General features: G+C 62.1%; 22 protein-coding genes. 13 read left to right on the forward strand and 9 right to left on the reverse strand.

Going from position 1 to position 23,325, the window contains the following annotated elements; genetic code table 11:
- Window positions 1-15: 15 nt before the first annotated feature.
- The 3 genes from HCN58_RS02845 to HCN58_RS02855 form a co-directional block, all read right to left on the reverse strand.
- Window positions 16-507 carry a cupin domain-containing protein gene (locus HCN58_RS02845; protein WP_171577834.1) on the reverse strand — a complete coding sequence of 164 codons (492 nt, stop codon included), beginning with the start codon at window positions 505-507 and terminating at the stop codon, window positions 16-18.
- Window positions 508-640: 133 nt separating this feature from the next.
- Window positions 641-2,002: a dihydrolipoyl dehydrogenase family protein gene (locus tag HCN58_RS02850; RefSeq protein ID WP_171577835.1), complete on the reverse strand. Its 1,362-nt coding sequence runs from the start codon at window positions 2,000-2,002 to the stop codon at window positions 641-643.
- A 56-nt stretch (window positions 2,003-2,058) separates the two neighbouring features.
- Window positions 2,059-2,550, reverse strand: a complete 492-nt coding sequence (locus HCN58_RS02855) for a DUF302 domain-containing protein (protein WP_171577836.1) — start codon at window positions 2,548-2,550, stop codon at window positions 2,059-2,061.
- A gap of 232 nt (window positions 2,551-2,782) precedes the next feature.
- On the opposite strand from HCN58_RS02855, the gene HCN58_RS02860 reads away from it, so the two are divergent.
- Window positions 2,783-3,067 (forward strand): hypothetical protein, encoded by a 285-nt coding sequence (locus HCN58_RS02860; protein ID WP_171577837.1) that lies wholly within the window; start codon window positions 2,783-2,785, stop codon window positions 3,065-3,067.
- Between the two features lie 81 nt (window positions 3,068-3,148).
- Window positions 3,149-3,868, forward strand: coding sequence for a peroxiredoxin-like family protein (locus HCN58_RS02865; protein WP_235983310.1), 720 nt, complete (start codon window positions 3,149-3,151; stop codon window positions 3,866-3,868).
- A gap of 88 nt (window positions 3,869-3,956) precedes the next feature.
- Here HCN58_RS02865 and HCN58_RS02870 read toward each other — a convergent pair whose 3' ends face one another.
- From HCN58_RS02870 to HCN58_RS02880, 3 genes are all read right to left on the reverse strand, one after another.
- Window positions 3,957-4,526 carry a NuoB/complex I 20 kDa subunit family protein gene (locus HCN58_RS02870; RefSeq protein WP_171577839.1) on the reverse strand — a complete coding sequence of 190 codons (570 nt, stop codon included), beginning with the start codon at window positions 4,524-4,526 and terminating at the stop codon, window positions 3,957-3,959.
- Between the two features lie 168 nt (window positions 4,527-4,694).
- Window positions 4,695-5,024 (reverse strand): antibiotic biosynthesis monooxygenase family protein, encoded by a 330-nt coding sequence (locus tag HCN58_RS02875; RefSeq protein ID WP_171577840.1) that lies wholly within the window; start codon window positions 5,022-5,024, stop codon window positions 4,695-4,697.
- A gap of 807 nt (window positions 5,025-5,831) precedes the next feature.
- Window positions 5,832-6,734, reverse strand: a complete 903-nt coding sequence (locus tag HCN58_RS02880; protein ID WP_171577841.1) for a LysR family transcriptional regulator — start codon at window positions 6,732-6,734, stop codon at window positions 5,832-5,834.
- Between the two features lie 188 nt (window positions 6,735-6,922).
- Between HCN58_RS02880 and HCN58_RS02885 the strand changes: the two genes are divergently transcribed.
- Both HCN58_RS02885 and HCN58_RS02890 read left to right on the forward strand, forming a co-directional pair.
- The gene (locus HCN58_RS02885) at window positions 6,923-7,747 is read left to right on the forward strand and encodes a 3-hydroxybutyrate dehydrogenase (protein WP_171577842.1); all 825 of its coding nucleotides are present in this window, start codon (window positions 6,923-6,925) and stop codon (window positions 7,745-7,747) included.
- Window positions 7,748-7,774: 27 nt separating this feature from the next.
- Window positions 7,775-8,929, forward strand: coding sequence for a DUF3734 domain-containing protein (locus HCN58_RS02890; RefSeq protein WP_171577843.1), 1,155 nt, complete (start codon window positions 7,775-7,777; stop codon window positions 8,927-8,929).
- Here the strand turns inward: HCN58_RS02890 and glgA are convergent.
- Window positions 8,907-10,364: a glycogen synthase GlgA gene (gene glgA / locus HCN58_RS02895; protein ID WP_171577844.1), complete on the reverse strand. Its 1,458-nt coding sequence runs from the start codon at window positions 10,362-10,364 to the stop codon at window positions 8,907-8,909. The genes HCN58_RS02890 and glgA overlap by 23 nt on opposite strands.
- Before the next feature lie 196 nt (window positions 10,365-10,560).
- Between glgA and HCN58_RS02900 the strand changes: the two genes are divergently transcribed.
- The 8 genes from HCN58_RS02900 to HCN58_RS02935 all read left to right on the forward strand — a co-directional run bounded on the left by HCN58_RS02900 (window position 10,561) and on the right by HCN58_RS02935 (window position 19,653).
- The gene (locus tag HCN58_RS02900; RefSeq protein ID WP_235983312.1) at window positions 10,561-11,742 is read left to right on the forward strand and encodes a CaiB/BaiF CoA transferase family protein; all 1,182 of its coding nucleotides are present in this window, start codon (window positions 10,561-10,563) and stop codon (window positions 11,740-11,742) included.
- Between the two features lie 174 nt (window positions 11,743-11,916).
- A complete protein-coding gene (locus HCN58_RS02905; RefSeq protein WP_171577845.1) occupies window positions 11,917-13,461 on the forward strand; it encodes an ABC transporter substrate-binding protein in 1,545 nt (514 codons plus the stop codon).
- A gap of 6 nt (window positions 13,462-13,467) precedes the next feature.
- Window positions 13,468-14,418, forward strand: a complete 951-nt coding sequence (locus HCN58_RS02910; RefSeq protein ID WP_171577846.1) for an ABC transporter permease — start codon at window positions 13,468-13,470, stop codon at window positions 14,416-14,418.
- Window positions 14,405-15,277 carry an ABC transporter permease gene (locus HCN58_RS02915; protein WP_171577847.1) on the forward strand — a complete coding sequence of 291 codons (873 nt, stop codon included), beginning with the start codon at window positions 14,405-14,407 and terminating at the stop codon, window positions 15,275-15,277. The genes HCN58_RS02910 and HCN58_RS02915 overlap by 14 nt, the downstream gene beginning before the upstream one ends.
- On the forward strand, window positions 15,274-16,269 hold the full coding sequence (locus HCN58_RS02920; RefSeq protein ID WP_171577848.1) for an ABC transporter ATP-binding protein: 996 nt from the start codon (window positions 15,274-15,276) through the stop codon (window positions 16,267-16,269). Before HCN58_RS02915 ends, HCN58_RS02920 begins: the two co-directional genes overlap by 4 nt.
- Window positions 16,266-17,246 carry an ABC transporter ATP-binding protein gene (locus HCN58_RS02925; RefSeq protein WP_171577849.1) on the forward strand — a complete coding sequence of 327 codons (981 nt, stop codon included), beginning with the start codon at window positions 16,266-16,268 and terminating at the stop codon, window positions 17,244-17,246. Before HCN58_RS02920 ends, HCN58_RS02925 begins: the two co-directional genes overlap by 4 nt.
- Window positions 17,247-17,365: 119 nt before the next feature.
- Window positions 17,366-18,436: an alcohol dehydrogenase gene (locus HCN58_RS02930; RefSeq protein ID WP_171577850.1), complete on the forward strand. Its 1,071-nt coding sequence runs from the start codon at window positions 17,366-17,368 to the stop codon at window positions 18,434-18,436.
- A 134-nt stretch (window positions 18,437-18,570) separates the two neighbouring features.
- Window positions 18,571-19,653 (forward strand): isocitrate/isopropylmalate dehydrogenase family protein, encoded by a 1,083-nt coding sequence (locus HCN58_RS02935; protein WP_171577851.1) that lies wholly within the window; start codon window positions 18,571-18,573, stop codon window positions 19,651-19,653.
- A 127-nt stretch (window positions 19,654-19,780) separates the two neighbouring features.
- On the opposite strand, the gene HCN58_RS02940 is transcribed toward HCN58_RS02935, so the two are convergent.
- Window positions 19,781-20,602 (reverse strand): enoyl-CoA hydratase, encoded by an 822-nt coding sequence (locus tag HCN58_RS02940; RefSeq protein WP_171577852.1) that lies wholly within the window; start codon window positions 20,600-20,602, stop codon window positions 19,781-19,783.
- A 388-nt stretch (window positions 20,603-20,990) separates the two neighbouring features.
- Complete coding sequence (locus tag HCN58_RS02945; RefSeq protein ID WP_028347342.1) at window positions 20,991-21,386, reverse strand: helix-turn-helix domain-containing protein; 396 nt, start codon at window positions 21,384-21,386, stop codon at window positions 20,991-20,993.
- A gap of 899 nt (window positions 21,387-22,285) precedes the next feature.
- On the opposite strand from HCN58_RS02945, the gene HCN58_RS02950 reads away from it, so the two are divergent.
- Complete coding sequence (locus HCN58_RS02950) at window positions 22,286-23,284, forward strand: TRAP transporter substrate-binding protein (RefSeq protein WP_171577853.1); 999 nt, start codon at window positions 22,286-22,288, stop codon at window positions 23,282-23,284.
- Window positions 23,285-23,325 lie beyond the last annotated feature (41 nt).

The following is a 23,325-nucleotide window of genomic DNA, read 5'->3' on the forward strand; positions in this document are numbered from 1 at the left end:
GCTCGTTACAGCTCCTTACATGTTGTGATCGTGCGGATCCTTGCGAACGTCGCCGACATAGAGAATGACGGTCTCCTTGCCGAGATTCTTCCACCAGTGCGAGGTGCCGGCGACTTCCGGCCTGATCTCGCCGGCCTTGTGCACGATCGGCTCCGAGCAGTTGCTGGCGTATTCGACGATCTCGCCCTGCTGGATGTAGATCAGCGCAGGCCGGTCGTCATGGCTGTGCCAGGGCACGACGCCGCCGGGCTCGATGGTCAGCTTGCGGAAACGCAGCTCGCGATCCCTGATATTGGCCGGCTGCTTCTCGAGGTTGATCGAGCCGAGCGTGACGTCGGTGACGCCGACCGGCTTGTGGTCGACCATCGGGCGGACGTTCGCCTGCATCTTGCCGGCCGGGCATTCGCCCGCCACGGCGCTTGAGGCGGTCGCGACCGAACCTGCGATGATGCCGGCAAGGGCGAGGCCCTGCCAAACCGTGTGTGACGTGACGTTGGATATGGACATGTCGTTGGTCTCCTCTGTTTGTGTCTTGCCTTGGCCTCGAATGGTCCGGCCGGCTACGTCACGACAATCACGGAAATTGCACACGAGAGGAAATGCCGGTTAGCTTTTGACTCGATAGCTCGGCGCTATGCGGCTAACCGTGGCCGAGCATGTGTTTGATGTCGGAGGAGAACGTCGGATAGGCGTAGACATTGTCCCGGATCTGGGTGGCCGTGATGCCGAACCGCATCGCCAATCCGAAGATGTTCACCAGTTCCTGCCCCGAATGCCCGACGAAATGAGCACCAAGGATGCGGTCCGTGGCCCGATCGACGATTACTTTCGACCACGCCACGGTTTCGGCATAGGTTTTCGCGGAGAACCAGTCGAGCATGTCGTTGACGTGGACGTCGATCGCAAACCCCGTCTGCCGCGCGGCGGTCTCCGTCAGACCGACCGAGGCGAGCGGCGGCACCGTGTAGACAGATGTCGCCATGCTGGCGTAGTCCGGGGTGTATTTTGGGCCTTCGACGATGTTGCGGCCGACAATGTCACCCTCATAGGTCGCGATTGGCGACAGTTGCGGCGAAGTCGGAACGGCATCGCCGCAAACGGAGACACTGGGGTTAGAGATCGAGCGCAAATGTCTGTCGATCGCGACGCGACCATTGGCGTGCTCGACCTGGCCCGCGGCGAGATCCAGTGTATCGACGTTGGCGACGCGTCCCGCGCCGTTGACGATACGGTCAGCCTCGGCCGCATGCTCGGCGCCGTCATGGCTGAAGACGATGCGCAGTCGGCCGTTCGCCTTTTCAATTCGTTTGACGCTCACAGAGGTCCTGGCGCGCATGCCGATGCGTTCGCTCTCTGCCTGCAGACGCGCGACGGCCTCGGCATCCATGGCGGGCAATAATTGCGGCAGCGCTTCGAGAACCGTGACTGCAGCGCCGGAGCGGGCATAAATGTGGCCGAATTCCAGCGCGATGACGCCGCCACCGACGAAGATTACCGAGCCGGGCAGTTCGCGCTCGCTCAGCATTTCGTCCGAGGTGATCATCAGTTCGGCTCCCGGAATGGGTAGCGGCCGCGGCTTCGATCCCGTCGCGATCACGATGTGCCGGGCCTCGAGTTCGCGGTCTCCGACCCGGATGGCATTCGGACTTGCAAAGGCGGCATGGCCCTTGATGACCTCGACATGGCGCCTCGCCATCGCGCGGGTGAGATTGGCGGGGATGTCCTTGATCATGTTCTTCTCGCGGTCGATCAGCGCCGCCCAGTCGAGTTTCGGCTTGCAGACGCCAATGTGATGAATGGATGCGCGTTCGATCTCATGCAGCGCGTGACCGGCTGCAACCAGCACCTTCTTCGGCGTGCAGCCCCGGTTCGGGCAGGTGCCGCCGAGCAGATCGGCCTCGATCATTGCGACCGACATGCCGGCGCGCCTGACCGGTCCGGTGACGCCGATGCCGGCATTGCCGCCGCCGAGAATGACCACGTCAAATTTCTCCGGTGTCATCGAACTAAATCCTCTGTTGGCAACGCCTGACGCTAACGGCAAGCAGGCCGTCACCGTTACTTGGTCGTGATGGTCGAGGTGATCGAGCTCACCACTTTGGTAGCCATTTCGAACTGCGCGACACGATCCCTGATCTTGTGGCGCCTGGCGATCCAACTGAAATCGGTCCAGACTGCCCAGACGTCGCCATTGTCGTCCTTCGTCAGCAACAGCCGGACCGGCCAGTCGAGCCCGGCGTTCGGGTTCGATGTGATGAACTGCGTCCCGAGCGGCGGATTGCCGAACACCAATAACGTCGAGGGACGCAGCTTGATGCCGGCGTCGGCCGCGAGTTTCGACTGGTCGATCTCGCTGAAAAACTTGATGCCCTTCGCAGCGATGTCGGCCTTGATGCGGCTGATCGCCTCCGCCATCGGCACCGCGCTCTTGACGCGAACGATGCCATCGTCGCCGTCGGCCCGTGCCGCCGAGACGACGGACAGGACCAGCAAGGCCAGAAGCAGCAAAGCGCAGAAATTTGCAACGCGGTTCGTCAAATGAGCTATCATCGGAAATCTCCTGTTGATGGGCGCATGCCTTCGACGACAGGATGAAGGCTCAGCCGGCCGATATGAAATGCGCATTCGCTCTGAAGTCGATAGCGCTTCGCTATTGGCCATCTCTCAATACGTCGCGGCTATCGAACCGATTGTGAAACGGCATTTCTCATTCAGCTCAGGCGGTCCTCTGATGGGACAGCGCCCGATTGGCGGGCGTCACCACCATCCAGAGGAATCCCCCATGAAAAGCTTTTCCAAGACCCTGATTGCCGCTGCGGCATTTGCCGCCATTGCCACTACGGCCTTCTCGCAAGTTCCCTGGGAATTCAATCCGGGCATGGCCTACATGTATGCCGGCCCCGGGAAGATGTCGGCGATGGCCATGGCGGCGACGCCAAAGAATCATGACGCGATGATGAAGAACGCCAAGAAGGTGCCTGATAACACCGTGTTCTTCATGGACAAGGGCCAGCTCTACTCGACCTCTGGCATGCTCGACCCGACCGGCAATTTCTATCTGCCCTGAAGCGGGAGCGCTGTCAGCGCTCGAGCCGCCCTTGCGCGGCGGCCCGGGCCGGAAAATAATACGGAGATGCCGGAGCAAGCCATGACGACAACGCTATCGCCAGTCAACGCCGAACGCCTCAAGGAGGCGTTCCAGCAATGCCGCGACATGGAAGGTACCTTGCGCGAGCAGCTCGAGGCCTATGCCGCGGCGGGACGGGAGATCTTTCCGGCCTATGGCGAAGCGGTCGACCGGCTGGTGGCGCGGCTCAATGAGAACGGCGGCGGCGAGAACGCGCCGAGACCGGGCGAGATGATGCCGCCGTTCCTGTTGCCAGACGAGACCGGCCGGCTGGTCAGCCTGAAATCGCTGCTCGAGCAGGGACCCGTCGCGGTGATGTTCTACCGCGGCCATTGGTGCCCCTATTGCCGGCTGAATGTGCGGGCGGTGATCCAGGCCCAGGACCGGATCAGGGCATTGGGTGCGCAGACGGTTGCGATCATGCCGGAGACGCAGGCCTATGCCGAGAAATTCAAATCCGACGCCAACGCGCCGTTCCCGGTGTTGACCGATCTCGACAACGGCTACGCGCTGTCGCTCAATCTTGCGATCTGGCTCGGCGCTGAAATCCAGCGGCTGCTTTCCTACCAGGACATGGCGGGTTTCCAAGGCAATGACGGCTGGGTGCTGCCGATCCCGGCCACCTTCGTGGTTGGCCGTGATGGATTGGTAAAAGCCCGCTTCGTCGATCCCGATTTCCGCAAGCGCATGGAGATCGACGACCTGATCGCCGCGCTGAAGCGTGCAAGCGAAGAGCGATAGCAGAAATCCGCTCGCCGGCTTGCGGATCGCGCCCAGAGCATTTTCGCGCGAAGTTCCGGCAAGGTTCCCGTTTTCCGGGCGTTCGACGTCAGCGTTCGATGGTGCCTGAACGCCGAATCTTCTGCTGCAGCAACAGCACGCCATACAGCAGCGCTTCGGCAGTCGGCGGGCAGCCCGGAACGTAGATATCGACCGGAACGATGCGGTCGCAGCCACGCACGACGGAGTATGAATAGTGGTAATAGCCGCCGCCATTGGCGCACGAACCCATCGAAATCACATATCGGGGTTCGGGCATCTGGTCATAAACCTTGCGCAGCGCAGGGGCCATCTTGTTGCACAGTGTACCGGCCACGATCATCACATCCGACTGCCGTGGACTGGCACGCGGCGCAAATCCAAACCGCTCGGCGTCGTAGCGGGGCATCGCCATTTGCATCATTTCGATCGCGCAGCAAGCGAGGCCAAATGTCATCCACATCAACGATCCGCTGCGGGCCCACGTGATCAAATCATCGGCGGCGGTAACGAAGAAGCCTTTATCGCTGAGCTCATCGTTCAATCCGGCAAGAAAGTAGTCGTCACTTATGGGAGCTCCGGTCCCGGGATCCAGGATTCCCCTCCCGGAGGGCGTGATCAAAGGTCGAGAGCCCTGCATCAGATTGTTCCCACTGGTTCAGCCAGGCCGCAATCGCGTTCGGATTACCTCGCCGGTCCTGACATTCGTCGCGGTCGCTGATTTCAGCATCACTGGATCGGCTCTGTTATGGTACACCTGCACCCGTTCCCCATCGAAAGCGGTGATGCGTGTAGGGACGGAGCTGCGTTATTTAGCTCCCCCGTCGATGACTGCCGAAACTTCATAGAGATGTGGATCGATCTCGCTCGTGATTTCGTCAAAGTGGCCCCACTGCCTGCGAAACTCCGGCGATTGATGGGCCGATCGCAGCATCTCGCTGTTCTGCCATTGCACATAGTTGACGATACGGCGTCCATCCAGACTGCGATGCAGGCTGATCGAAATGAACCCCGGCTGACGCGCCATGAAGCGGGCGCGCTCGGTCATGACTGACAACGCCTCCGCCTGCTTCTCGGGCTCCGACTCGACGATCGTGATCTGGGTAACGGCTTGTCTGTCGGCGTGGATCTGCGGCATGGTTGATCTCCCTTGATCGAAACCGAACTTGGCGCAGCTTCGGGGGCAGCGCCTGGCGCAGGTCCCATACGTTGCCGGGCGAGCCGACGTCCGCAAGCTCGACGACGCCGGCGTTCGGTCATGGCGACCTTGCCTCAACTACGGAAATTCCGGGAAGGGAAAGCAGTTCCGTGAATTACCCCAAGCGTGCAAGACGCGCGAAGGGATCGCTGCCGAACACAACCGGAGGCTCGCCGACCGAATGCAAACCTTCACGGAGGTGGAACCGGTGGAAAATTTTCAGGGAAGAAAAAAGCGCCGAGGACCAAAAATCTTGAAGAAGCCCGGGACGTGATCACGCCTCGAAGGTTTTGCCTGCCCGGAGCAGGAAGCCTTCATAGAAGGCGAAATACCCCGAACGCCCCGTCATTTTTCGGCTTTTGCGACTTCAAATGGCGGGGTCGCTCTTTATCGAGCAGGCATTCACCCCGATTCTGGCGGGCGGAGCACCGCATCAGCGGGGTGGTTGCATGCCTGGGGAAGTCAGCCAATTTCTGATTTCGACTGCCTTCCTCATTTGCAACGCCTTGCGTTCGGCGGCTTCCTTGTCGTCACCGGGCGGAAGCCTATCCGCAGTCTCCTGCAAATCCTCGGCGATCTGTTCCCAATCTTTGCGGTTCGGGCGCGGATGAGGTCTCATCGGTCCCTCCAATTCCCAGCCACGTTCCCCTATGTGGTGCGCTCGTCCCCGATTAAAAGGGGCCGATAACCAGCGGAAATGCGGCGGAAAGCGAGGGGAGCCGATTGGGGCAGATTCCGGCGGAGTTCTTAGGGAGTTCCATTCCTGTCAATGAATTGCTGCCAGTTGGCGCCGCGCAGCATCCGCATCACGGCGGATGCCACGGCAGTCCGTTCACGCCCCGCCACGCCGTAAAGATTCACCGTTCGCCGCGCATCCAGCCCTTCGACGCTGGCGCGCTGCAGCGTCGGCGGGATCGACGCTGTATCGGGCACCACGGCGATGCCGATATTGGCCTCCAACAGTTCGATCAAATCGCGCTCGGATGCGATCTCGTGGCTACGATCGACGTCGAGGCCATGTTCGCGAAGCGAAGAGTTCACCCGCGCCGCATGTTCGCAGTAGTTCCGCGACAGCAATTGTTCGGCGCGAAGATCGCCGAAATCGATCGTATCGCGCGACGCCAGCGGATGATTTTTGTTGACGACGAGCTGAAAGTTTTCGGTAAACAGCGGCCAGGTGTCGAGCCGGTCCCACTCCTCGCTGATTTCGGCGGCAATGCCGAGTTCAGCTTCGCCCTTCTTGAGATATTCCGCGACTTCGCGGGCGTTGCCGCGCAAGAAGCGAAACTCCAGACGATTGAACATCCGCTTGATCTGGTCGAGATGCGGAATCAACAGCGACAGATCGACGGAATGGGTCAATGCGATCCGGAGCGCGCCGACTTCGCCGCTCTTGAAGGATGAGGCAAGTTCGCGCGCCCCAGTCGCCGCCTCATAGCATTGCTTGAGCAGCGGGTGCATGCGCTGGCCGAGTTCGGTCAATTGCGCAGCCGGGCGCTCACGGCGAAACAGATCTCCGCCGAGTTCGGCCTCCAGCTGCTTAATGGCCCGCGTCAGCGATGGTTGCGTGACGTTGCACTCGTCGGCGGCGCGCGTGAAATTGAGCACGCGCGCGACCGCAAGGAAGTAGCGAACCTGATGCATCTCCATGGCTGTGCCCCGGTCTGTCGTGCAGGAAAGCTACCCGATTGCGCCCCCCGATGACTACCCAAACCGCCATAGCGCCGGCGTATGGTTTTGGAAGCCAAACGGCATTTCCTCAAAGCCGTGCCCGGCGTGCAGATTGCGGTGGAAATGGTCTCGTTACGACGCGGACCAGCCACGCGAAAGGGCGGCCCATGAATATTCAGCTCAAGACACAGGACGCTCCGGCCTTACGGCCGCTGACAGGCAAGGTCTCACTGGTCACCGGTTCGACCAGCGGTATCGGGCTCGGGATCGCCCGCGCGCTGGCCGAGGCCGGCTCGGCGGTGGTGCTGAACGGTTTCGGCACCGCGGCCGAGATCGCCAGGACCCGCGATCAGCTTTCCGCCGATTTCGGCGTCGAGGTCAGCTATTCCGCGGCCGACATGACCAGCCCCGCGGCAATCGCCGAGATGATCGCGGCCACGGTCGCCAGTCACGGCCGGCTCGACATCCTGGTCAACAATGCCGGCATTCAGCATGTCGCGCCGCTCGACCAGTTTCCGGTCGAGAAATGGGATGCGATCCTGTCGATCAACCTGTCATCGGCGTTTCACACCTCGCGGCTGGCGTTGCCGGTGATGCGCCGGAACAAATTCGGCCGGATCATCAACATCGCCTCGGCGCACGGATTGGTCGCTTCGCCTTTCAAGGCGGCCTATGTCGCGGCCAAGCACGGCGTCGTCGGCCTGACCAAAGTGGCGGCGCTGGAGACTGCGGAGGACGGCATCACCTGCAACGCGATCTGCCCGGGCTACGTCTACACGCCGCTGGTCGAGGCGCAGATCGACGGCCAAGCCAAGGCGCACGGCATTTCGCGCGAGCAGGTCATCCACGATGTGTTGCTGGCGCAGCAGCCCAACAAGCGCTTTGCCACGGTCGAGGAGCTCGGCGCGCTGACGGTGTTTCTCGCCAGCGACGCAGCCGCGTCGATCACCGGCATCGCGCTGCCGGTCGATGGCGGCTGGACCGCGCATTGAGCGCGAGAAGAATCTCAGGAGCGCAACATGAATGACATCGGTTCTTCACGGAATATAAAATCGCTGGCGAGATCCGAGCCGGGGCAGGTCGTTCTGGTGCTGCAGGGCGGCGGTGCGCTCGGCTCCTATCAGGCGGGCGTCTATCAGGCGCTCAACGAGGCCGGCATCGAGCCGGACTGGATCATCGGCACTTCGATCGGCGCCATCAACGCCAGCCTGATCGCCGGCAACGCGCCGCAGAACCGATTGTCGCGGCTTCGCGAGTTCTGGAAGAAGATGGAACAGAGTCCGGTCTGGACCTTTCGCGACATCTTTCCGGGTTTCAACGAAAAGCTTTCTTATTGGTCGACCGTGACCAACGGCATTCCCGGCTTCTTTCGGCCCAACCCGCTGGCCCATGCCGGCGACCGCTATCCGCTTGGCGCGGACAATGCCGGCTATTACTCGACCGCGCCGCTGGAGCGAACCTTGAGCGAGCTGGTCGATTTCAACCTGGTCAATCAATGCTCGCCGCGCCTGACGGTCGGCGCCGCCCATGTCCGTACCAGCCAGATGCGCTACTTCGACAGCCGCGACTGCGAGCTTGGCGTCAGGCATATCATGGCGTCGGGCGCGCTGCCGCCGGCATTCCCGGCGATCCGCATCGACGGCGAGCTTTTCTGGGACGGCGGCATATTGTCGAACACGCCGACGGAGGCCGTATTCGACGATAACCCGCGCAAGAACTCGCTGATCTTCGCCGTGCATCTGTGGAATCCGTCCGGCGCCGAGCCGACCACCATGGCGGAGGTGCTGAACCGGCATAAGGACGTGCAGTATTCGAGCCGGATCGCCAGCCACATCGAGCGACAGCAGCAGGCGCATCGCTTGCGCCATGTCATCAACCAGCTCGCCGCGCGGCTTCCCGAAGCTGAGCGCAACAGCGAGGCGGTGAGAGAGCTGACGACCTATGGCTGTCCGACCCGGATGCATGTGGTGCGGCTGCTCGCGCCGCAGCTCAGCCGGGAAGACCACACCAAGGATATCGATTTCAGTCCGTCCGGCATCATGCAGCGCTGGGACGCCGGCTATCGCCACACCAAAAACGTGCTCGGGCGCAAGCCGTGGGTCGGCGAGTTCGATCCGCTATCCGGCGTTATCCTGCACGAGCAGATGGAAGTTATGCCGGAAGCGGCGGAGTAGCTGGGCGTAACGTGACGATTGAAGGCGCGACTGTCTTCTTGTAGAGCGCGTTGTAGCAAGCCGCCGAAAGATCCCAGCTAAACGAACGCGCCATTGCGCTGCGCCGCATCGCGTCGAGCCGGTCCTTGGCGCGGAAAGCTTCGAATGCCCGTCGCACGCCGCCGAGAAACGACTCCGGCGACGGTTTCGAAAACAGGAATCCGGTTTCGCCGTCCTTGATGGTCTCCGCCAGCCCGCCGGTCTGGTGGCCGATCGGCAGCGATCCGAACCGCTGCGCATACATCTGGCTCAGCCCGCACGGTTCGAACCGCGACGGCATCAGCGTGAAATCGCTGCCGGCAAATATCCTTCGCGCCTGTCCGTCGTTGAAGCCGATGGTAACGCTGATCGCGTCCGGCCGGCGCAGATGTGCCTCGACCAGCGCCTTCTCGATGTGGGGCTCGCCGCTGCCGGTCACGACGATCTGCCCGCCGGCCTCGAAGATTTCGTCGGCGGCTGATAATACGAGGTCGACGCCCTTCTGGTGGACGAGGCGGGCGACAAGCGCGAATATCGGTCCGCGTGACAGTGCCAGTCCAAACTGCTTGCGGACATAGTCCGCGTTCGCCTGCTTGCCTTCCCAATCGCCGGCGCCAAAAGTCTGCGCCAATTGTGCACAGGCGCGTGGATCCCAGCTTTCATCAATGCCATTCAGGATGCCGGTCAGTTGATCGGCGTCCGAGCGGCGCTTCAACAGGCCTTCGAGCCCGCAGCCGAGCTCGCGCGTGGTGATCTCCTTCGCGTAGGTCGCGCTGACGGTGGTCAGATGCGAGGCGTAGACGAGGCCGCCTTTCAGGAACGACACGTGATCGTAGAATTCGAGCCCATCAATGTGGAAGGAGCTTTCGGGCGCCCCGATCCGGCGCAGCGAGTCCGGGGGAAACAGCCCCTGATAGGCGAGGTTGTGGATGGTCAGGATCGAAGGAAGTCTTGCGTTCTGCCAGGCCAGGTAGGCCGGCGTCAATGCGGCCTGCCAGTCATTCGCGTGAACCAGGTCCGCTGCCCAATTCTTGTCCACCTTGCCCAAGGCAAGTTCGGCGGCGGCTGATGCAAATCGTCCGAAGCGGATGTCGTTGTCGGGCCAGTCCTGGCCGGATTCATCGCCATAGGGGTTGCCGGGCCGGTCATATAATTGCGGGCAGATCAGGACGTAGACCGGCAGGCCGTCCTTGGTCGCTGCCCGCCCGACCGAGCAGGCCGGCATCTCCGCCAGCGCGTCACATTGTCCAACAATATCAACGTGGGTGAGTTGCTCGACGACGTCCCGATAGCCGGGCAGCATGACACGGACGTCGCTCCGGCGGCGAAGCGCGCGGGGCAGGGCGGCGGACACGGCGGCGAGCCCGCCCACCCGGACGAAATCATCCATTTCCGTGGTGATGAATAAGACTCTCAAAGGAATGCCCTCTACCAGCCTTGATGAGGGGAAATGCAAGAAAGGGTCCAGTTTACTTAAGGGTCCAGTTACTGGTGATAATGCCGGGCCCTCGCTATCGGTTCCTAGTGCGAAAGGCTTTCCCGCCGCGGCGGCGCCCATTAGGGTCACGCCGCGCCAACAACAAGTGCCGTGAGGCCCGAGGAGCTACAAGATAATGACTAATACCGGTAACGATCAGAGGAATATGACAGGCAGCTTCGCAGGCCTACGCGTCCTCGATTTCTCAACCACGATTGCCGGGCCTCACTGCACGCGCATGTTAGCCGATATGGGCGCGGAGGTCATCAAGATTGAAACCGAGGAAGGCGAGACGATGCGGACCCGTCCTCCGGTGCGGAATCATTGTTCGACCGCTTTCGGCCAGCTCAATGTCGGCAAGAACAGCCTCGTGCTCGATCTGAAATCGCCCAAGGGTGTCGAAGCTGTTCGCCGATTGGTCGCGACTGCCGACGTGGTGGTGGAGAATTTCCGTCCGGGCGTGATGCGGCGATTGAAGCTCGATTATGCCTCCCTGCACGGCCTCAACCCAAAACTGGTCTATTGCTCGATCTCCGGATACGGCCAGACCGGGCCGTCGGCGGAGCTGCCGGCCTATGCGCCGGTGATTCACGCGGCATCCGGCTATGAGATGGCGCACCTGGCCTACCAGCCGGGACGAAGCCGGCCGGACTATTGCGGCATCTATCACGCCGACGTGCTCACCGGAGTCTATGCGTTCGGCGCGATCTCGGCCGCATTGTATCAGCGTGCGGCAACCGGACAGGGCCAGCATATCGACGTCTCGATGCTGGAATCGATGCTGAGCCTGACGCTGAACGAACTGCAATGGTCGCAATTCGAGGTGAAGCCGACGCAGCGGCCGATGTTCGGTCCGATCGAGACGACCGACGGCTATGTGATGATGGCAATCGCCAGCGAGAAAACCTTCCAGAGCCTGATGCAGGTAATTGGACATCCTGAATGGGTGAGCGATCCGCGCTTCGCGAAGTATTCCGACCGCCGGGAAAACTGGACCAGCCTGATGGAAGGCGTCGAGGCGTGGTCGCGCACCGTGGCGACCGCGCAGTGCCTGGCCGCGCTCAATGCGCATGGCGTTCCATCATCGGCCTATCGCACGGTAGCCGAAGCGCTGCGCGATCCGCAGATTGCCCATCGTGGCGCATTGGCCGAAGTCGAGGACGGCGGCGGCAGCTTCAAGGTCCTCAATCTGCCGTTCCGCATGTCGGGCGCCAAAGTGTCGGCGGCGCGGCGCATGTCGACGCTCGGCGAACATACGCGCGCGTATCTGAAGGAGACCGGTCTATCGGAGGATGAAATCGCAGCCTTTGCCGGCTAGGCGCAGGTCACCGCGCGCGGCTGAAAGAACGCGATCCGCATAGCGAAACGTTAAGCTGCGGCGTTTCATCCGCAGCTTGCGAACGGCCTTGCCCGCAACGGTGATTCCAGACAATCTTACCGCAGTGATCACGATCCGGAATACCGGACGGACGACATGTCGGAGGAAACATCAATGAAGGCGGCGATCCGTTCGAGCGTGCTGGCGCGAATATTTCTTGTGGCGGGATTTGGCGTGGCGCTGTCGACAATGCCCGCCAGCGCGCAGAAGGCGGGCGGCAGCATCACCGTCGGACTCGAACTCGATATCCCCGGTTTCGATCCGCTCAAGGTTGGTGTGTACGACACCGCGGCACTGACTGCGTCATCCGCGCTCTTCGATACGCTCACCTATCTCGATGCCAACGGCAAGCCGCAGCCCAAGCTCGCTGTGTCCTGGAGCAGTTCGGAAGACTTCAAGACTTGGACGTTCAAGCTGCGTCCAGGCGTCAAGTTTCACGATGGCACGCCGTTCAACGCTGAGGCTTACAAGGCGAATTTCGACCGCCAGAAAGATCCTGCGAACAAGTGCCGTTGCGCATTCTATATCTCCAACGTCAACAATGTGCAGGCCCCCGATGAACTGACGTTGGTCTATAACCTCAACGATCCTTCGGTGAACTTCCCTTCACTACTGATTTCTTACGCAAACCAGAATGCCGCGGTTCACTCTCCGACGGCCTGGAAGACCAAGGGCGACGATTATAACCGCAATCCCGTCGGCACCGGGCCCTATATACTGAAGTCGTGGACGGCCGGTGATCGCATGGTCCTGGAGAAAAATCCGAACTACTGGGACAAGGATAAGGTTTACTTTGACCGCATCACTCTGAAGCCGCTGCCCGACGCCCAGTCGCGCTTTGCGAGCCTGCAATCGGGCGAGGTTGACCTGATCTGGGATGATGAGTACGACCCCGACAACATTCAGAAGGCACAAAAGGACTCAAAGCTCGCGGTACACACATACGAGGGGTCCGGTGCCGTAGTTTACGCCTTCAACACCAAAACCCCTCCGTTCGACGACGTGCGCGTGCGCCAGGCCATTGTCATGGCGCTCGATCGCAAGAAGTGGTCCCAGGCGATCACCAACGGTCTGGCTCGCCCGGCCAGCAATCCCTACGGCGACGGCTCCTGGATCAAGTGCAAGGACGACGGCGCGCTGCCCGAGGATGTCGAGAAGGCGAAGGCGCTAATCAAGGATTACGGCAAGCCCGTCGAGTTCAAGACTCTCTTTACCGCAACCCCACGCGGCCGCGCCAATGGGCAGGTGCTGCAACAGTTCTGGAAGCGTATCGGCGCCAACATGGAGATTGAGCAGGTCGATCAGGCCACCATTCCGCCGCGCGCCTTCATGCGCCAGTTCCAGATGACGCCCTGGCGCATCGTCGATTTCGCCGATCCTGATACGCAGATGTACGCCAACTTCAAGACCGGAAGCCCGGTCGCGCTGGCCAACTACTCCAATCCGGAACTCGACAAGCTGCTCGATCGCGCCCGTACCACGGCCGATACCGCCCAACGCATCGAGGACTATTGCGCGATCAGCCGACTGATCAACAAGGAGGCGATTTGGTTCTGGGCCTTCCAGAACACCTATTACGCGATATCGAGCGCCAAGGTTAAGGGACTTCCCAAGATGTATAGCGGGGTGATCGACGTATCGCGTGCCTGGAAGGAATAGCCGCCTATGGCGTTCTTCGTCGCACGCCGGCTGTTGTATCTGTTGCCGGTGCTGATCGCGGTTTCTCTGTTGACGTTCTCCATCGCGTCGCTGCTTCCGGGCGATCTTGCGTACACCATCCTTGGTGATCAGGCGACGCCGGAGAACGTGGCGGCGTTGCGGCGCGACATGGGGCTGGATCAGCCGATCTGGTGGCGCTATTTGAACTGGCTCGGCGGGGTGCTGCAGGGCGATTTCGGCCGCTCGTTCCGCACTGGTCAAACGGTGCTTCAAGCGGTCGCCGAGCGGCTGCCGGTCTCCATCGAACTGATGCTGCTGGCGCAGCTCGGCGCGCTCGGAATTGGCGTTCCCCTGGCGATCATCTGCGCGGCGCGCAGCGGCGGACCGTTCGACCGCTTCATGACCGGTACTGCGTTTGGCATGCTGTCGGTGCCGACCTTCCTGTCGGCGATCCTGCTGATCTATTTTTTCGCGGTCGAACTGCGCTGGCTGCCGGCGACCGGCTATCTGCCGTTCGGCGAAGACCCGCTCGCCAACCTGCGCTTCTTCGTTCTGCCGTCGCTGACGCTGGCCTTGGCGGAATGGCCGGGCATCATGCGCGTGCTGCGTTCCGACATGATTGCGACGCTGCAGGAAGACTATATCGCGCTGGCAAAAGCAAAAGGCCTGCCTCCGGCGCGCATCCTCTTCGTGCATGCCCTCAAACCATCGTCGCTGACGCTTGTTACGATCACCGGCATCAATATCGGTCGGCTGATCGGTGGCGCCGTCATCGTCGAAACGATCTTTGCGCTCCCGGGCATCGGCCGGCTGCTGATCGGCGCGATCCTTACGCGCGACCTGATTATCCTGCAGGGCGTGGTGCTGCTGGTCGGTGCGGGCTTCGTCATCACGAATTTCGTGGTCGACATGCTTTACGCCGTTCTCGATCCCAGGATCCGCCATGGCCACTCTTGAACTTGAAGTAGCCGAGGAGGCCGTAACCCAGCCTGCGCGCAAGGCCCGGCGGCTTGGCATTCTGTTCTGGGTGGCGATCGGCTGGATGACTCTCGTGTTCGCGGTGGCGGTCTTTGCACCTGTCCTGCCGCTGCCGAGCCCGACCGACATGGACATGCTGGAGCGGCGCGCACCCTTTTCCATGGAGCATTGGCTTGGCACCGACGGTTTTGGCCGCGATGAACTGTCCCGGCTGATTTTCGGTGCGCGGATATCGCTTGTGGTCGGGCTTTGCGCGCCCGTGATAGGGCTCACCATCGGCGGCGCGCTCGGCATGCTCGCGGGCTATTTCCGCGGCCGGTTCGAGTCGGTGGTGGTCGGCAGCATGGACGTGCTGCTGGCGTTTCCGCCCTTGATCCTGGCGCTGGCCGTGACCGCCTATCTCGGGCAGTCGATTCTTAATCTCACCCTCATTCTGGGCGTCCTCGGAATTCCCGCCTTCATGCGGGTGGCGCGGGCGGCAACGCTGACGCTGGCGCGCCGTGAGTTCGTCATCGCGGCGCAAGCCCTCGGCGCGACGCATGCGCGGATACTGCTTCGCGAATTGCTGCCAAACGTCATGCTGCCGCTGCTCGCGTTCTTCCTGCTTGCCGTTGCCGTCACTATCGTGGTCGAAGGCGCCTTGTCCTTCCTCGGGCTCGGCGTGCCGCCGCCGATATCGAGTTGGGGCAGCATGATCGGGGAGGGGCGTGAGAGCCTCGATGTGGCGCCGCGGCTCGCTTTCATGCCCGCGGCGGCAATGTTCCTGACCGTCTTGTCCTTCAATCTCGTCGGCGACACGCTGCGTGCGCTCACCGATCCACGTCAGGGCGCGCTGTGACCGGAACTACGCTGCTTTCCGTCGAGGACGTCATTGTCGATCTGCCGACGCCGCGCGGCAATCTGCGCGCCGTCGATCATGTCGACCTTGTCGTCGGCGCCGGACGCACGCTCGGCATCGTCGGCGAATCCGGCTGTGGCAAGACCATGCTGTCGCGCGCGATCCTGCAGTTGCTGCCGAAGAAGGCAAAGCTCTCCGGCCGCGTGATGTTCGACGGGCAGGACCTGCTGCAGCTCTCACCGGAGAAACTGCGCAAGCTTCGCGGCCGGTCGCTGGCGGTCGTGTTCCAGGATCCGATGACCTCGCTCAACCCGGTGCTGACGATCGGCACCCAGTTGATCGAGACGCTGCAGGAGCATCTCGAATTGGACGATGCCGCGGCTACCAGACGCAGCGTCGAACTGCTCGCGGCGGTCGGAATACCTGCGCCCGAGCAGCGGCTGGCGCAGTATCCGCACCAGCTCTCCGGCGGCATGCGGCAGCGGGTAGCGATTGCAATCGCGCTGTCGTGCGAACCAAAACTCCTGATCGCCGACGAGCCGACCACCGCGCTCGACGTGACGATCCAGGCGCAGATCCTCGACCTCTTGGCGCGGGAGCAGCGCCGCCGGCACATGGCGATGATCATCATCACCCACGATCTCGGCGTCGTCGCCGGCCGTACCGACGAGGTCGCGGTGATGTATGCCGGCCGCGTGGTCGAGCGCGCGCCGACGCCGGCCTTGTTCAAGAAGATGCGGATGCCCTATACCGAAGCGCTTCTGGCGGCGCTCCCCAAACTCGATGCTGCACCCCACACCCCGCTGCCGGCGATATCGGGACGTCCGCCCGATCCGACCCGGCCGCTCAAGGGGTGCTCGTTCTCGCCGCGCTGCCGCTATGCGTTGGCCCGTTGCCAAAACGAGAAGCCGGCGCTGGAAGCGGCCGAGACGAGCGCGCATCAGTTCGCCTGCTTCCACCCGATAGAAGCCCACGCGGATGCCAACGCATGATGCTGCGATCCGCTCCATCGATTTCGTCTGACGCATTGCTCGAAGTCGACAATCTCGTTGTCGAATATCCTGTCGGCTCCAGGATCGTTCATGCCGTGTCCGGCGTCTCCTTGCAGATTGCCCGCGGCGAAACGCTCGGGCTGGTCGGCGAATCCGGTTGCGGCAAATCGACGCTCGGCCGTGCGGTGCTGCAACTGCGCCGCCCGACCTCCGGGCGTGTGCTGTTCGACGGCCACGATCTCACGGAGATGCAAGGCGACGCCTTGCGGTTGATGCGCCGGCGCGTGCAGTTGATCTTCCAGGATCCGATCGCCTCGCTCAATCCGCGCCGCAAGATCGGCGACATCGTCGCCGAGCCGCTGGTGATCGCGGGCGTCAAGGATCCGGAGAAGCGCAAGCAGCTCGTCCACGAGGTGCTGAGCGCGGTCGGGCTTGACCCGACCCCGGTGGTGGGACGGTTGCCGCATGAGTTTTCCGGCGGCCAGTGCCAGCGCATCTGCATCGCGCGCGCGCTCATCCTGAACCCGGAGTTCATCGTCTGCGACGAGCCGGTCTCCGCGCTCGATGTTTCGATACGCGCCCAGATCCTCAACCTGCTCGAGGAGATGAAGGGCCGGTTCGGACTGACGCTGCTGTTCATTGCTCACGACCTTGCGGTGGTGAAAGCCGTGAGTGACCGCGTCGCGGTGATGTATCTGGGGCGGCTCTGCGAGGTCGGGCCTTCCGAGCAGCTCTTCGTCAAGCCAGCGCACCCCTATACCGCGCTCCTGATCGAGGCGATTCCGATGCCCGACCCGGACGTGCGCCCCGCCGAGACCGTGCCCGTGGGGGAGCCGCCGTCGCCGATCGCGCCGCCGTCCGGCTGCCGGTTTCGTACCCGCTGCCCCCGCGCCGATCAACGATGCAGCGACGAGATGCCGGAACTGCGCGCTGTGGCGCCGAGCCAGTTCGTGGCTTGCCATCACCCGCTGATCTGAATACCCGGGGAAGCGCCGCCCGCGTTTGTCTCGATCGGACGGACGTGGCAATGTCCGTTCTCAGGAACGGTCTAGCGTTCAAGAAATGGTTCAAGAACAAGAATAACGGGAGAGAAGCGATGAAAAGTTTTCAGGTCGCCGAGTTCAACGCACCGCTGAAAGAGGTGGATCAGGAGACGCCGCAGCCTACGGGTACGCAGGTGCTGATCAAGGTGAAGGCCGCCGGCGTCTGCCATAGCGATCTTCACATCTGGGAAGGCGGTTACGATCTCGGCCATGGCCGCAAGCCGCTGTCGTTGAAAGACCGCGGCGTGTCCCTGCCGCGCACGATGGGCCACGAGACCGTCGGCGAGGTGGTGGCGTTCGGGCCCGATGTCACCGCCGCCGACAAGGGCGATCTCAAGGTCGGCGATGTCGCGCTGGTCTACCCGTGGCTCGGCTGCGGCAAATGCCCGACGTGTATTGGCGGCGATGAGAACATGTGCGTGGTGAAACCAAATTCGCTCGGCGTCTATTGCGACGGCGGCTATGCCGACCACATGACGGTGCCGAACCCGAAGTATCTGTTGAACCTGAGGGGGCTCGATCCCGTCACCGCGGCACCCTATGCGTGTTCAGGTGTCACAACCTATAGCGCGCTGAAGAAGGTCGAATTCGCCTTCGACTCGCCGATCGTCATCTTCGGCGCCGGCGGTCTCGGCCTGATGGCGCTGTCGCTGTTGAAAGCGATGGGCGGCAGGGGCGCCATCGTCGTCGATATCGATGCGCGCAAGCGCGAGGCGGCCGAGGCCGCCGGTGCGCTTGCAACCGTCGACGGCAAGGCACCGGACGCGCTGGAGCAACTCGCGAAGAAGGCCGGCGAACCCATTCGCGCCGTGATCGACCTCGTCGGCAACGCCGCCACCACGCAACTCGGCTTCGACTGCCTGACCAAAGGGGGCAAGCTCGTCATCGTCGGCCTGTTCGGCGGCGGCGCGCCCTGGGCGCTGCCGCTGATCCCGATCAAGGCGATCACGATCCAGGGCAGCTATGTCGGCAATCTGCGCGAGACGCAGGAACTGCTCGAACTCGTGCGCAACAAGATGATCGCGCCCATTCCGGTGACGACGATGCCGCTCGCGAAGGCGAACGAAGCTCTCGCCGATTTGCAGAAAGGTAAGCTTGTCGGCCGCGCCGTGCTGATGCCGTAAGTTTCGCTGTTGCCACCGTCATTGCGAGGAGCGTAGCGACGAAGCAATCCATCCATCCGTTATGCCGCGCGATGGATTGCTTCGCTTCGCTCGCAATGACGAGGAAAATTCCCAAATCTCTTTCAAGGAACCCCATGTCCGCAAATAACGCCTTTCACATCGCCGTGCTCGGCGGCGATGGCATCGGCCCTGAAGTGATGGTGCCGGCGCTGGAAGTCCTGCGCAAGATCGAGGCGACGTCGGGCCTCAAGTTTCGCTTCACCGAGGCACCGGCCGGCGCCAACAATTATCTCGCGACCGGCAAGTCGATGCCCGACAGCACCGTGCGGCTGTGTGAGGAGGCGGACGCCATCCTGCTTGGCGCCTGCGGCCTGCCATCGGTACGCTACCCTGACAACACCGAGATCGCTCCGCAGATCGAGCTGCGCTTCCATTTCGATCTCTATGCCGGCGTGCGCCCCGCGCGGCTGATCCCGGGCGTGCCGAGCCCGATCGTCGGCGCCGACCAGCGCGGCATCGATCTCGTGCTGATCCGGGAATCGACCGAGGGCCTGTTCGCCTCGATGGGCAAGGGCGTGGTAACGGACACGGAGGCGCGCGAGACGCTCGTCATCACGCGCAAGACCTCCGAGCGGCTGTTCGAGTTTTCGTTCAAGCTCGCCGAGCGCCGCAAGGCGCGGGGACGAGCGAACGGCGGCTTGACCTGCGTCGACAAGGCAAACGTGTTCAGGGCGTTCGCGTTCTTCCGCGAGATGTTCGACGAGGCGGCCAGGCGCCATCCCGATGTCAGGGCCGACCGGCTCTATGTCGATGCCTGCTCGCTGATGATGGTGAAGCGCCCCTGGGACTTCGATGTCATGGTGACGGAGAACATGTTCGGCGACATTCTCTCCGACCTCGCCGCTGGCCTGATCGGTGGGCTCGGCATGGCTCCGTCGGCCGATATCGGCGACCGCTACGCCGTATTTCAGCCGTGCCACGGCACCGCGCCCGATATCATGGGGCAGGGCAAGGCCAATCCCACCGGGATGATCTTGTCGGCGGCGATGATGCTGGACTGGCTCGCCGACAAGCACGGCCTCGAAAGCGCAGCGGAAGCCGGCGAGCGCATCGAGCGCGCGGTCGACAAGGCGTATGCGGGCGGAATCAAGCCGATGGAATTCGGCGGCAGCAACGGTACGGCGGATATTGCGAAGGCGGTAATCGAGGCATTGTGACGCCGGGCCGTCATTGCGAGGAGCGCGGCGACGAAGCAATCCATTCTTTCTTTTCGCGGAGACGTGGATTGCTTCGCTTCGCTCGCAATGACGGATAGTTTTTCGCTGATTGGCGCATCGAGGCCGGTTACTTCCCCTTGAACTGCGGCTTGCGCTTTTCCATGAAAGCCGTTCGGCCTTCGCGAAAATCTTCGCTGTCCATGCAGGCGCGGCCGATCGCCTTGATCGCCTCCATGTCGCGCTTGCTTTCGTCCTTGAGCACTTCAGCGATGGTGATCTTGGCAGCCTTGATGGCGAGCGGCGCGTTGCCGGAGATGGTGCGGGCGATCTCCATGGTGGCCTCCCACAATTCCGTATCCGGCAGCACGCGGTCGACCAATCCGATGCGCAATGCTTCCGCAGCCTCAATCCGCATGCCCGTGTACATGATGAGCCGCGCCCAGGATGGGCCGACCAGCGAGACCAGGTGCTTGAGCCCGTCATAACCATAGGCGATGCCGAGTTTGGCGGCTGGAATGCCGAACTGGCTGCTGTCAGAGGCGATACGGATATCGGTGAGCATCGCGACCTGCATGCCGCCGCCGAGACAGAAGCCCCGAATGCAGGCAATGGTCGGCTTGGGGTAACTTGCGAGCAGCGCGCGCTGCGCCTCGCTTCGCTTGGAATATTCTTCCGACGCCGCAGCGTTATGGCGGGTCTTTTCGAACTGGCTGATATCGGCGCCCGAGACGAAGGCCTTGTCGCCGGCGCCGATCAGGATCACGACGCGCACGTCAGGATCGTCGCGCAGCGCCGTCAGCGCGTAGCCCAGACCTTCCCACATCTCGAGCGACATCGCGTTGCGCTTGTCGGGATTGTTGAAGGTGATGACACCGACGCCATCGCTGACGCTGTGCAGGATCTTGCCGTCGGCTTGGGATATTTCGGCAGGTTTTGGGATGTCGAGCATCGGTTGCGGCTTTCAGTCGTGAGGCGTGGTCCATTGTCGGACAAGCTTCGCGCCGAGGTCAATCGCCGCATTTGCAGGTGCTACCAGCAGAGGGCGCCGGCCAATGGTGAGGTCGTCAGGGCACGAGCGGACTCACGCGCATCGCGTGTGGCGGGCATCGGCGTGACGGTAATGCAATCGTTGTTGATGGTCGAACCTGGGTGGTCGTCGCAGACCTGCCGCGTCGGCTTTAGCTGTGGTGCACCCGGACACCGCCATCCCCATCCTGATGGCGTCGCAGTCTAGTCCCGGCCAGCTCAAGATTGGCCCAGCGCAGCAACAGGCTACCCGGCGATTTCTCGCGTCGATTGATCGGGTCCGCGGTGCTGCGATCCAGGCGCGATAATGCCTAGCCCTCGTTGGCGGCGATCGATTCCATCAAAGACACCAACTGACGCTGTACAGTCTGGTCCTTGATCTTGCTGTAGGCGCGCAGCAGCCTCAGGCTGAACGCGCTGTCCAGGAAGAGCAGGCTCTCGACTTCGCGCGCCTTGCCGTCGCCGTCATAGAAGAACGTCACCGGCACGTCGAGCGCGGTAGCGATTTGCTGAAGACGAGCAGCGCCGACACGATTGACGCCCTTCTCGTACTTCTGAACCTGCTGGAAGCTGACGCCGAGCTTGTCGCCAAGCTCCGCTTGCGAGATTTTCTGTTCCACACGCCGCAGGCGAATCCGCTTACCCAATTCGATATCGGGTTTGCCGGCGCTGCGCTGTTTCATCTTTTTCGCTGCTGATCTGTTCATTCTGGTTTTACCGTCCTTCAATCGGGAAACCCTGGCAAGAGTAGGTCAGGGGTTCATCCATATGTACCGCGTTAAAGTCAGTCCGGTCCGTGAGTTGCAGAGGGAACCACGGAATTCCTGAGATTGCGGGATGGTAGCCAAACGCCTGAGCGTATTGGAAGCATCCTGATACCGGCACCGGCAACTACCTAAAGCTGTCGGCACCCGGGGCGTGTTGACAAAAACCCCGCCCGCTACATTTGGCAAAATATTTGACAAACCACAACCACCGCGAGTTCAAAGGCCACAGATTTTAGCCACATGCATACTGTGTCGCGATCAAGCACCGGATTTCCACGGGTTTTGCGGGCTGATTGTGCAGTCGTTCGCAGCGCATCGGCGGTTGTTGCTGAAAATTTCCGCCGCCACTGATGCCTGATAAAATGCAGCAGAGTTCAGCTCCGCTTTCTGATCGGGCGTGCCGGGAAATAGCGGCAAACCGCGTGCTCGCCGCGCTATCGGAATCCTGCAAATTGATCTGGTGCAGCGTCGTTCGAATGGGAATGTCGTGCATGCGGGCCGGCCGGATCCGACGTCGCGCAATATTTGCGCCGTGTCGGTTGGCTGCACCGTGGCGCCGGCATCCATCGTCGATGTCGCGCGGCGACGCGCATGCCGCGAGGCCGTGTCGCGCCTACGGCTATTGGCGCCAGGGGACGCAGGTTCGGCCCGAGCCCGGGGCGGGATTTGCCCAAAATGTTGCATTCATCGGACTGACCGTCTGCGGCTTATTGGCCTTGGTACTACTTAAATTGGCTTCCACAGCCGCACCGTTTTGCATACGCTTTGCGGTAGTGGCCGCGTCGTCGGCCAGGCCAAAGTCCCGCTTACAAGGGACGGGCTTTACTGGGGAGGAAGCTATGAAACGAAGAACCCTACTTGCGGGCCTTGGTGCGACGGCTGCGGCCGGCGTCCTGGGCATGCCGTCGATCCTGCGGGCGCAGACGTCAATCTCGCTCAACGGCGCCGTGCAGTTCAACGACGATCACGCCTTCAACCGGGCGCTGCTCCGCTTCGAAGAACTGGTGAAGAAATATTACGGCAAGCCGATCAACTTCACGCTGCACCGCAACTCTTCGCTCGGCCTCGAAAAGCAGTATTTCGAGTACATGTCGCAAGGCAAGGCGGTCGATTACGGCATCGTCTCGCCGGCCCACATGTCGACATTCGCCAAGGCAGCGCCGTTCATCGATGCGCCCTTTGTTTTCAAGGGCATCGAGCATATGAACAAGGTGGTCGAGGCGAACATTCTGGCGCCGATCGCCGATGAAGTCGCGGCCAAGGCCGAGGTGGTTCTGATCGGCTATGCCGGCGGCGGTGTCCGCAACATCTTCGCCAACAAGCCGCTCAAGAACCTCGCCGATCTCAAGGGCCTCAAGGTGCGCGTGCAGGGCGCGCCGATCTGGTCGAAGACGTTTGCCGCCGTCGGCATGAGCCCGACCGTGATCGCCTATAACGAAGTCTACAACGCCATCCAGAACGGCGTGATCGCCGCCGGCGAGAACGAGGCGGCAGGCGTCGAGGCGATGAAGTTCTACGAAGTCGCGCCCCATCTCAACCTGACGCAGCACGCGGTATCGATCCGGCCGATCTGTTTCTCGGTGAAGACGCTGAAGACCCTGCCGAAGGATCTGCAGGACGCGATCATGAAGGCCGGCAAGGAAGCCGGCGACTACGGCCGCCAACTGGAGTCGAGCGAGGAAGTCGTCAAGCTCGACACGCTAGAGAAGGCGGGCAAGCTCAAGCGCATTCCCTTCGAGGAGCGCGACGCCATGAAGAAACTCGCCGATCCCGTGATGGCGACCTACGCTAAGGAAATCGGCGCTGAAGCCATCTTCGAGAAGATCAACGTCGCCTGAGAACTGTCGCGCCGAGCGACAGGACGTGGGGCAAGCCATGC

Origin of the sequence: Bradyrhizobium australiense (assembly GCF_013114825.1) — a bacterium.
In the GTDB taxonomy this organism is placed as follows: domain Bacteria; phylum Pseudomonadota; class Alphaproteobacteria; order Rhizobiales; family Xanthobacteraceae; genus Bradyrhizobium; species Bradyrhizobium australiense.

Coding starts and splice junctions, on each gene's coding strand:
- HCN58_RS02845 (WP_171577834.1), bottom strand. CDS start 507: ATGTCCATATCCAACGTCACGTCACACACGGTTTGGCAGGGCCTCGCC.
- HCN58_RS02850 (WP_171577835.1), bottom strand. CDS start 2,002: ATGACACCGGAGAAATTTGACGTGGTCATTCTCGGCGGCGGCAATGCC.
- HCN58_RS02855 (WP_171577836.1), bottom strand. CDS start 2,550: ATGATAGCTCATTTGACGAACCGCGTTGCAAATTTCTGCGCTTTGCTG.
- HCN58_RS02860 (WP_171577837.1), top strand. CDS start 2,783: ATGAAAAGCTTTTCCAAGACCCTGATTGCCGCTGCGGCATTTGCCGCC.
- HCN58_RS02865 (WP_235983310.1), top strand. CDS start 3,149: ATGACGACAACGCTATCGCCAGTCAACGCCGAACGCCTCAAGGAGGCG.
- HCN58_RS02870 (WP_171577839.1), bottom strand. CDS start 4,526: ATGCAGGGCTCTCGACCTTTGATCACGCCCTCCGGGAGGGGAATCCTG.
- HCN58_RS02875 (WP_171577840.1), bottom strand. CDS start 5,024: ATGCCGCAGATCCACGCCGACAGACAAGCCGTTACCCAGATCACGATC.
- HCN58_RS02880 (WP_171577841.1), bottom strand. CDS start 6,734: ATGGAGATGCATCAGGTTCGCTACTTCCTTGCGGTCGCGCGCGTGCTC.
- HCN58_RS02885 (WP_171577842.1), top strand. CDS start 6,923: ATGAATATTCAGCTCAAGACACAGGACGCTCCGGCCTTACGGCCGCTG.
- HCN58_RS02890 (WP_171577843.1), top strand. CDS start 7,775: ATGAATGACATCGGTTCTTCACGGAATATAAAATCGCTGGCGAGATCC.
- HCN58_RS02900 (WP_235983312.1), top strand. CDS start 10,561: ATGACTAATACCGGTAACGATCAGAGGAATATGACAGGCAGCTTCGCA.
- HCN58_RS02905 (WP_171577845.1), top strand. CDS start 11,917: ATGAAGGCGGCGATCCGTTCGAGCGTGCTGGCGCGAATATTTCTTGTG.
- HCN58_RS02910 (WP_171577846.1), top strand. CDS start 13,468: ATGGCGTTCTTCGTCGCACGCCGGCTGTTGTATCTGTTGCCGGTGCTG.
- HCN58_RS02915 (WP_171577847.1), top strand. CDS start 14,405: ATGGCCACTCTTGAACTTGAAGTAGCCGAGGAGGCCGTAACCCAGCCT.
- HCN58_RS02925 (WP_171577849.1), top strand. CDS start 16,266: ATGATGCTGCGATCCGCTCCATCGATTTCGTCTGACGCATTGCTCGAA.
- HCN58_RS02930 (WP_171577850.1), top strand. CDS start 17,366: ATGAAAAGTTTTCAGGTCGCCGAGTTCAACGCACCGCTGAAAGAGGTG.
- HCN58_RS02935 (WP_171577851.1), top strand. CDS start 18,571: ATGTCCGCAAATAACGCCTTTCACATCGCCGTGCTCGGCGGCGATGGC.
- HCN58_RS02940 (WP_171577852.1), bottom strand. CDS start 20,602: ATGCTCGACATCCCAAAACCTGCCGAAATATCCCAAGCCGACGGCAAG.
- HCN58_RS02945 (WP_028347342.1), bottom strand. CDS start 21,386: ATGAACAGATCAGCAGCGAAAAAGATGAAACAGCGCAGCGCCGGCAAA.
- HCN58_RS02950 (WP_171577853.1), top strand. CDS start 22,286: ATGAAACGAAGAACCCTACTTGCGGGCCTTGGTGCGACGGCTGCGGCC.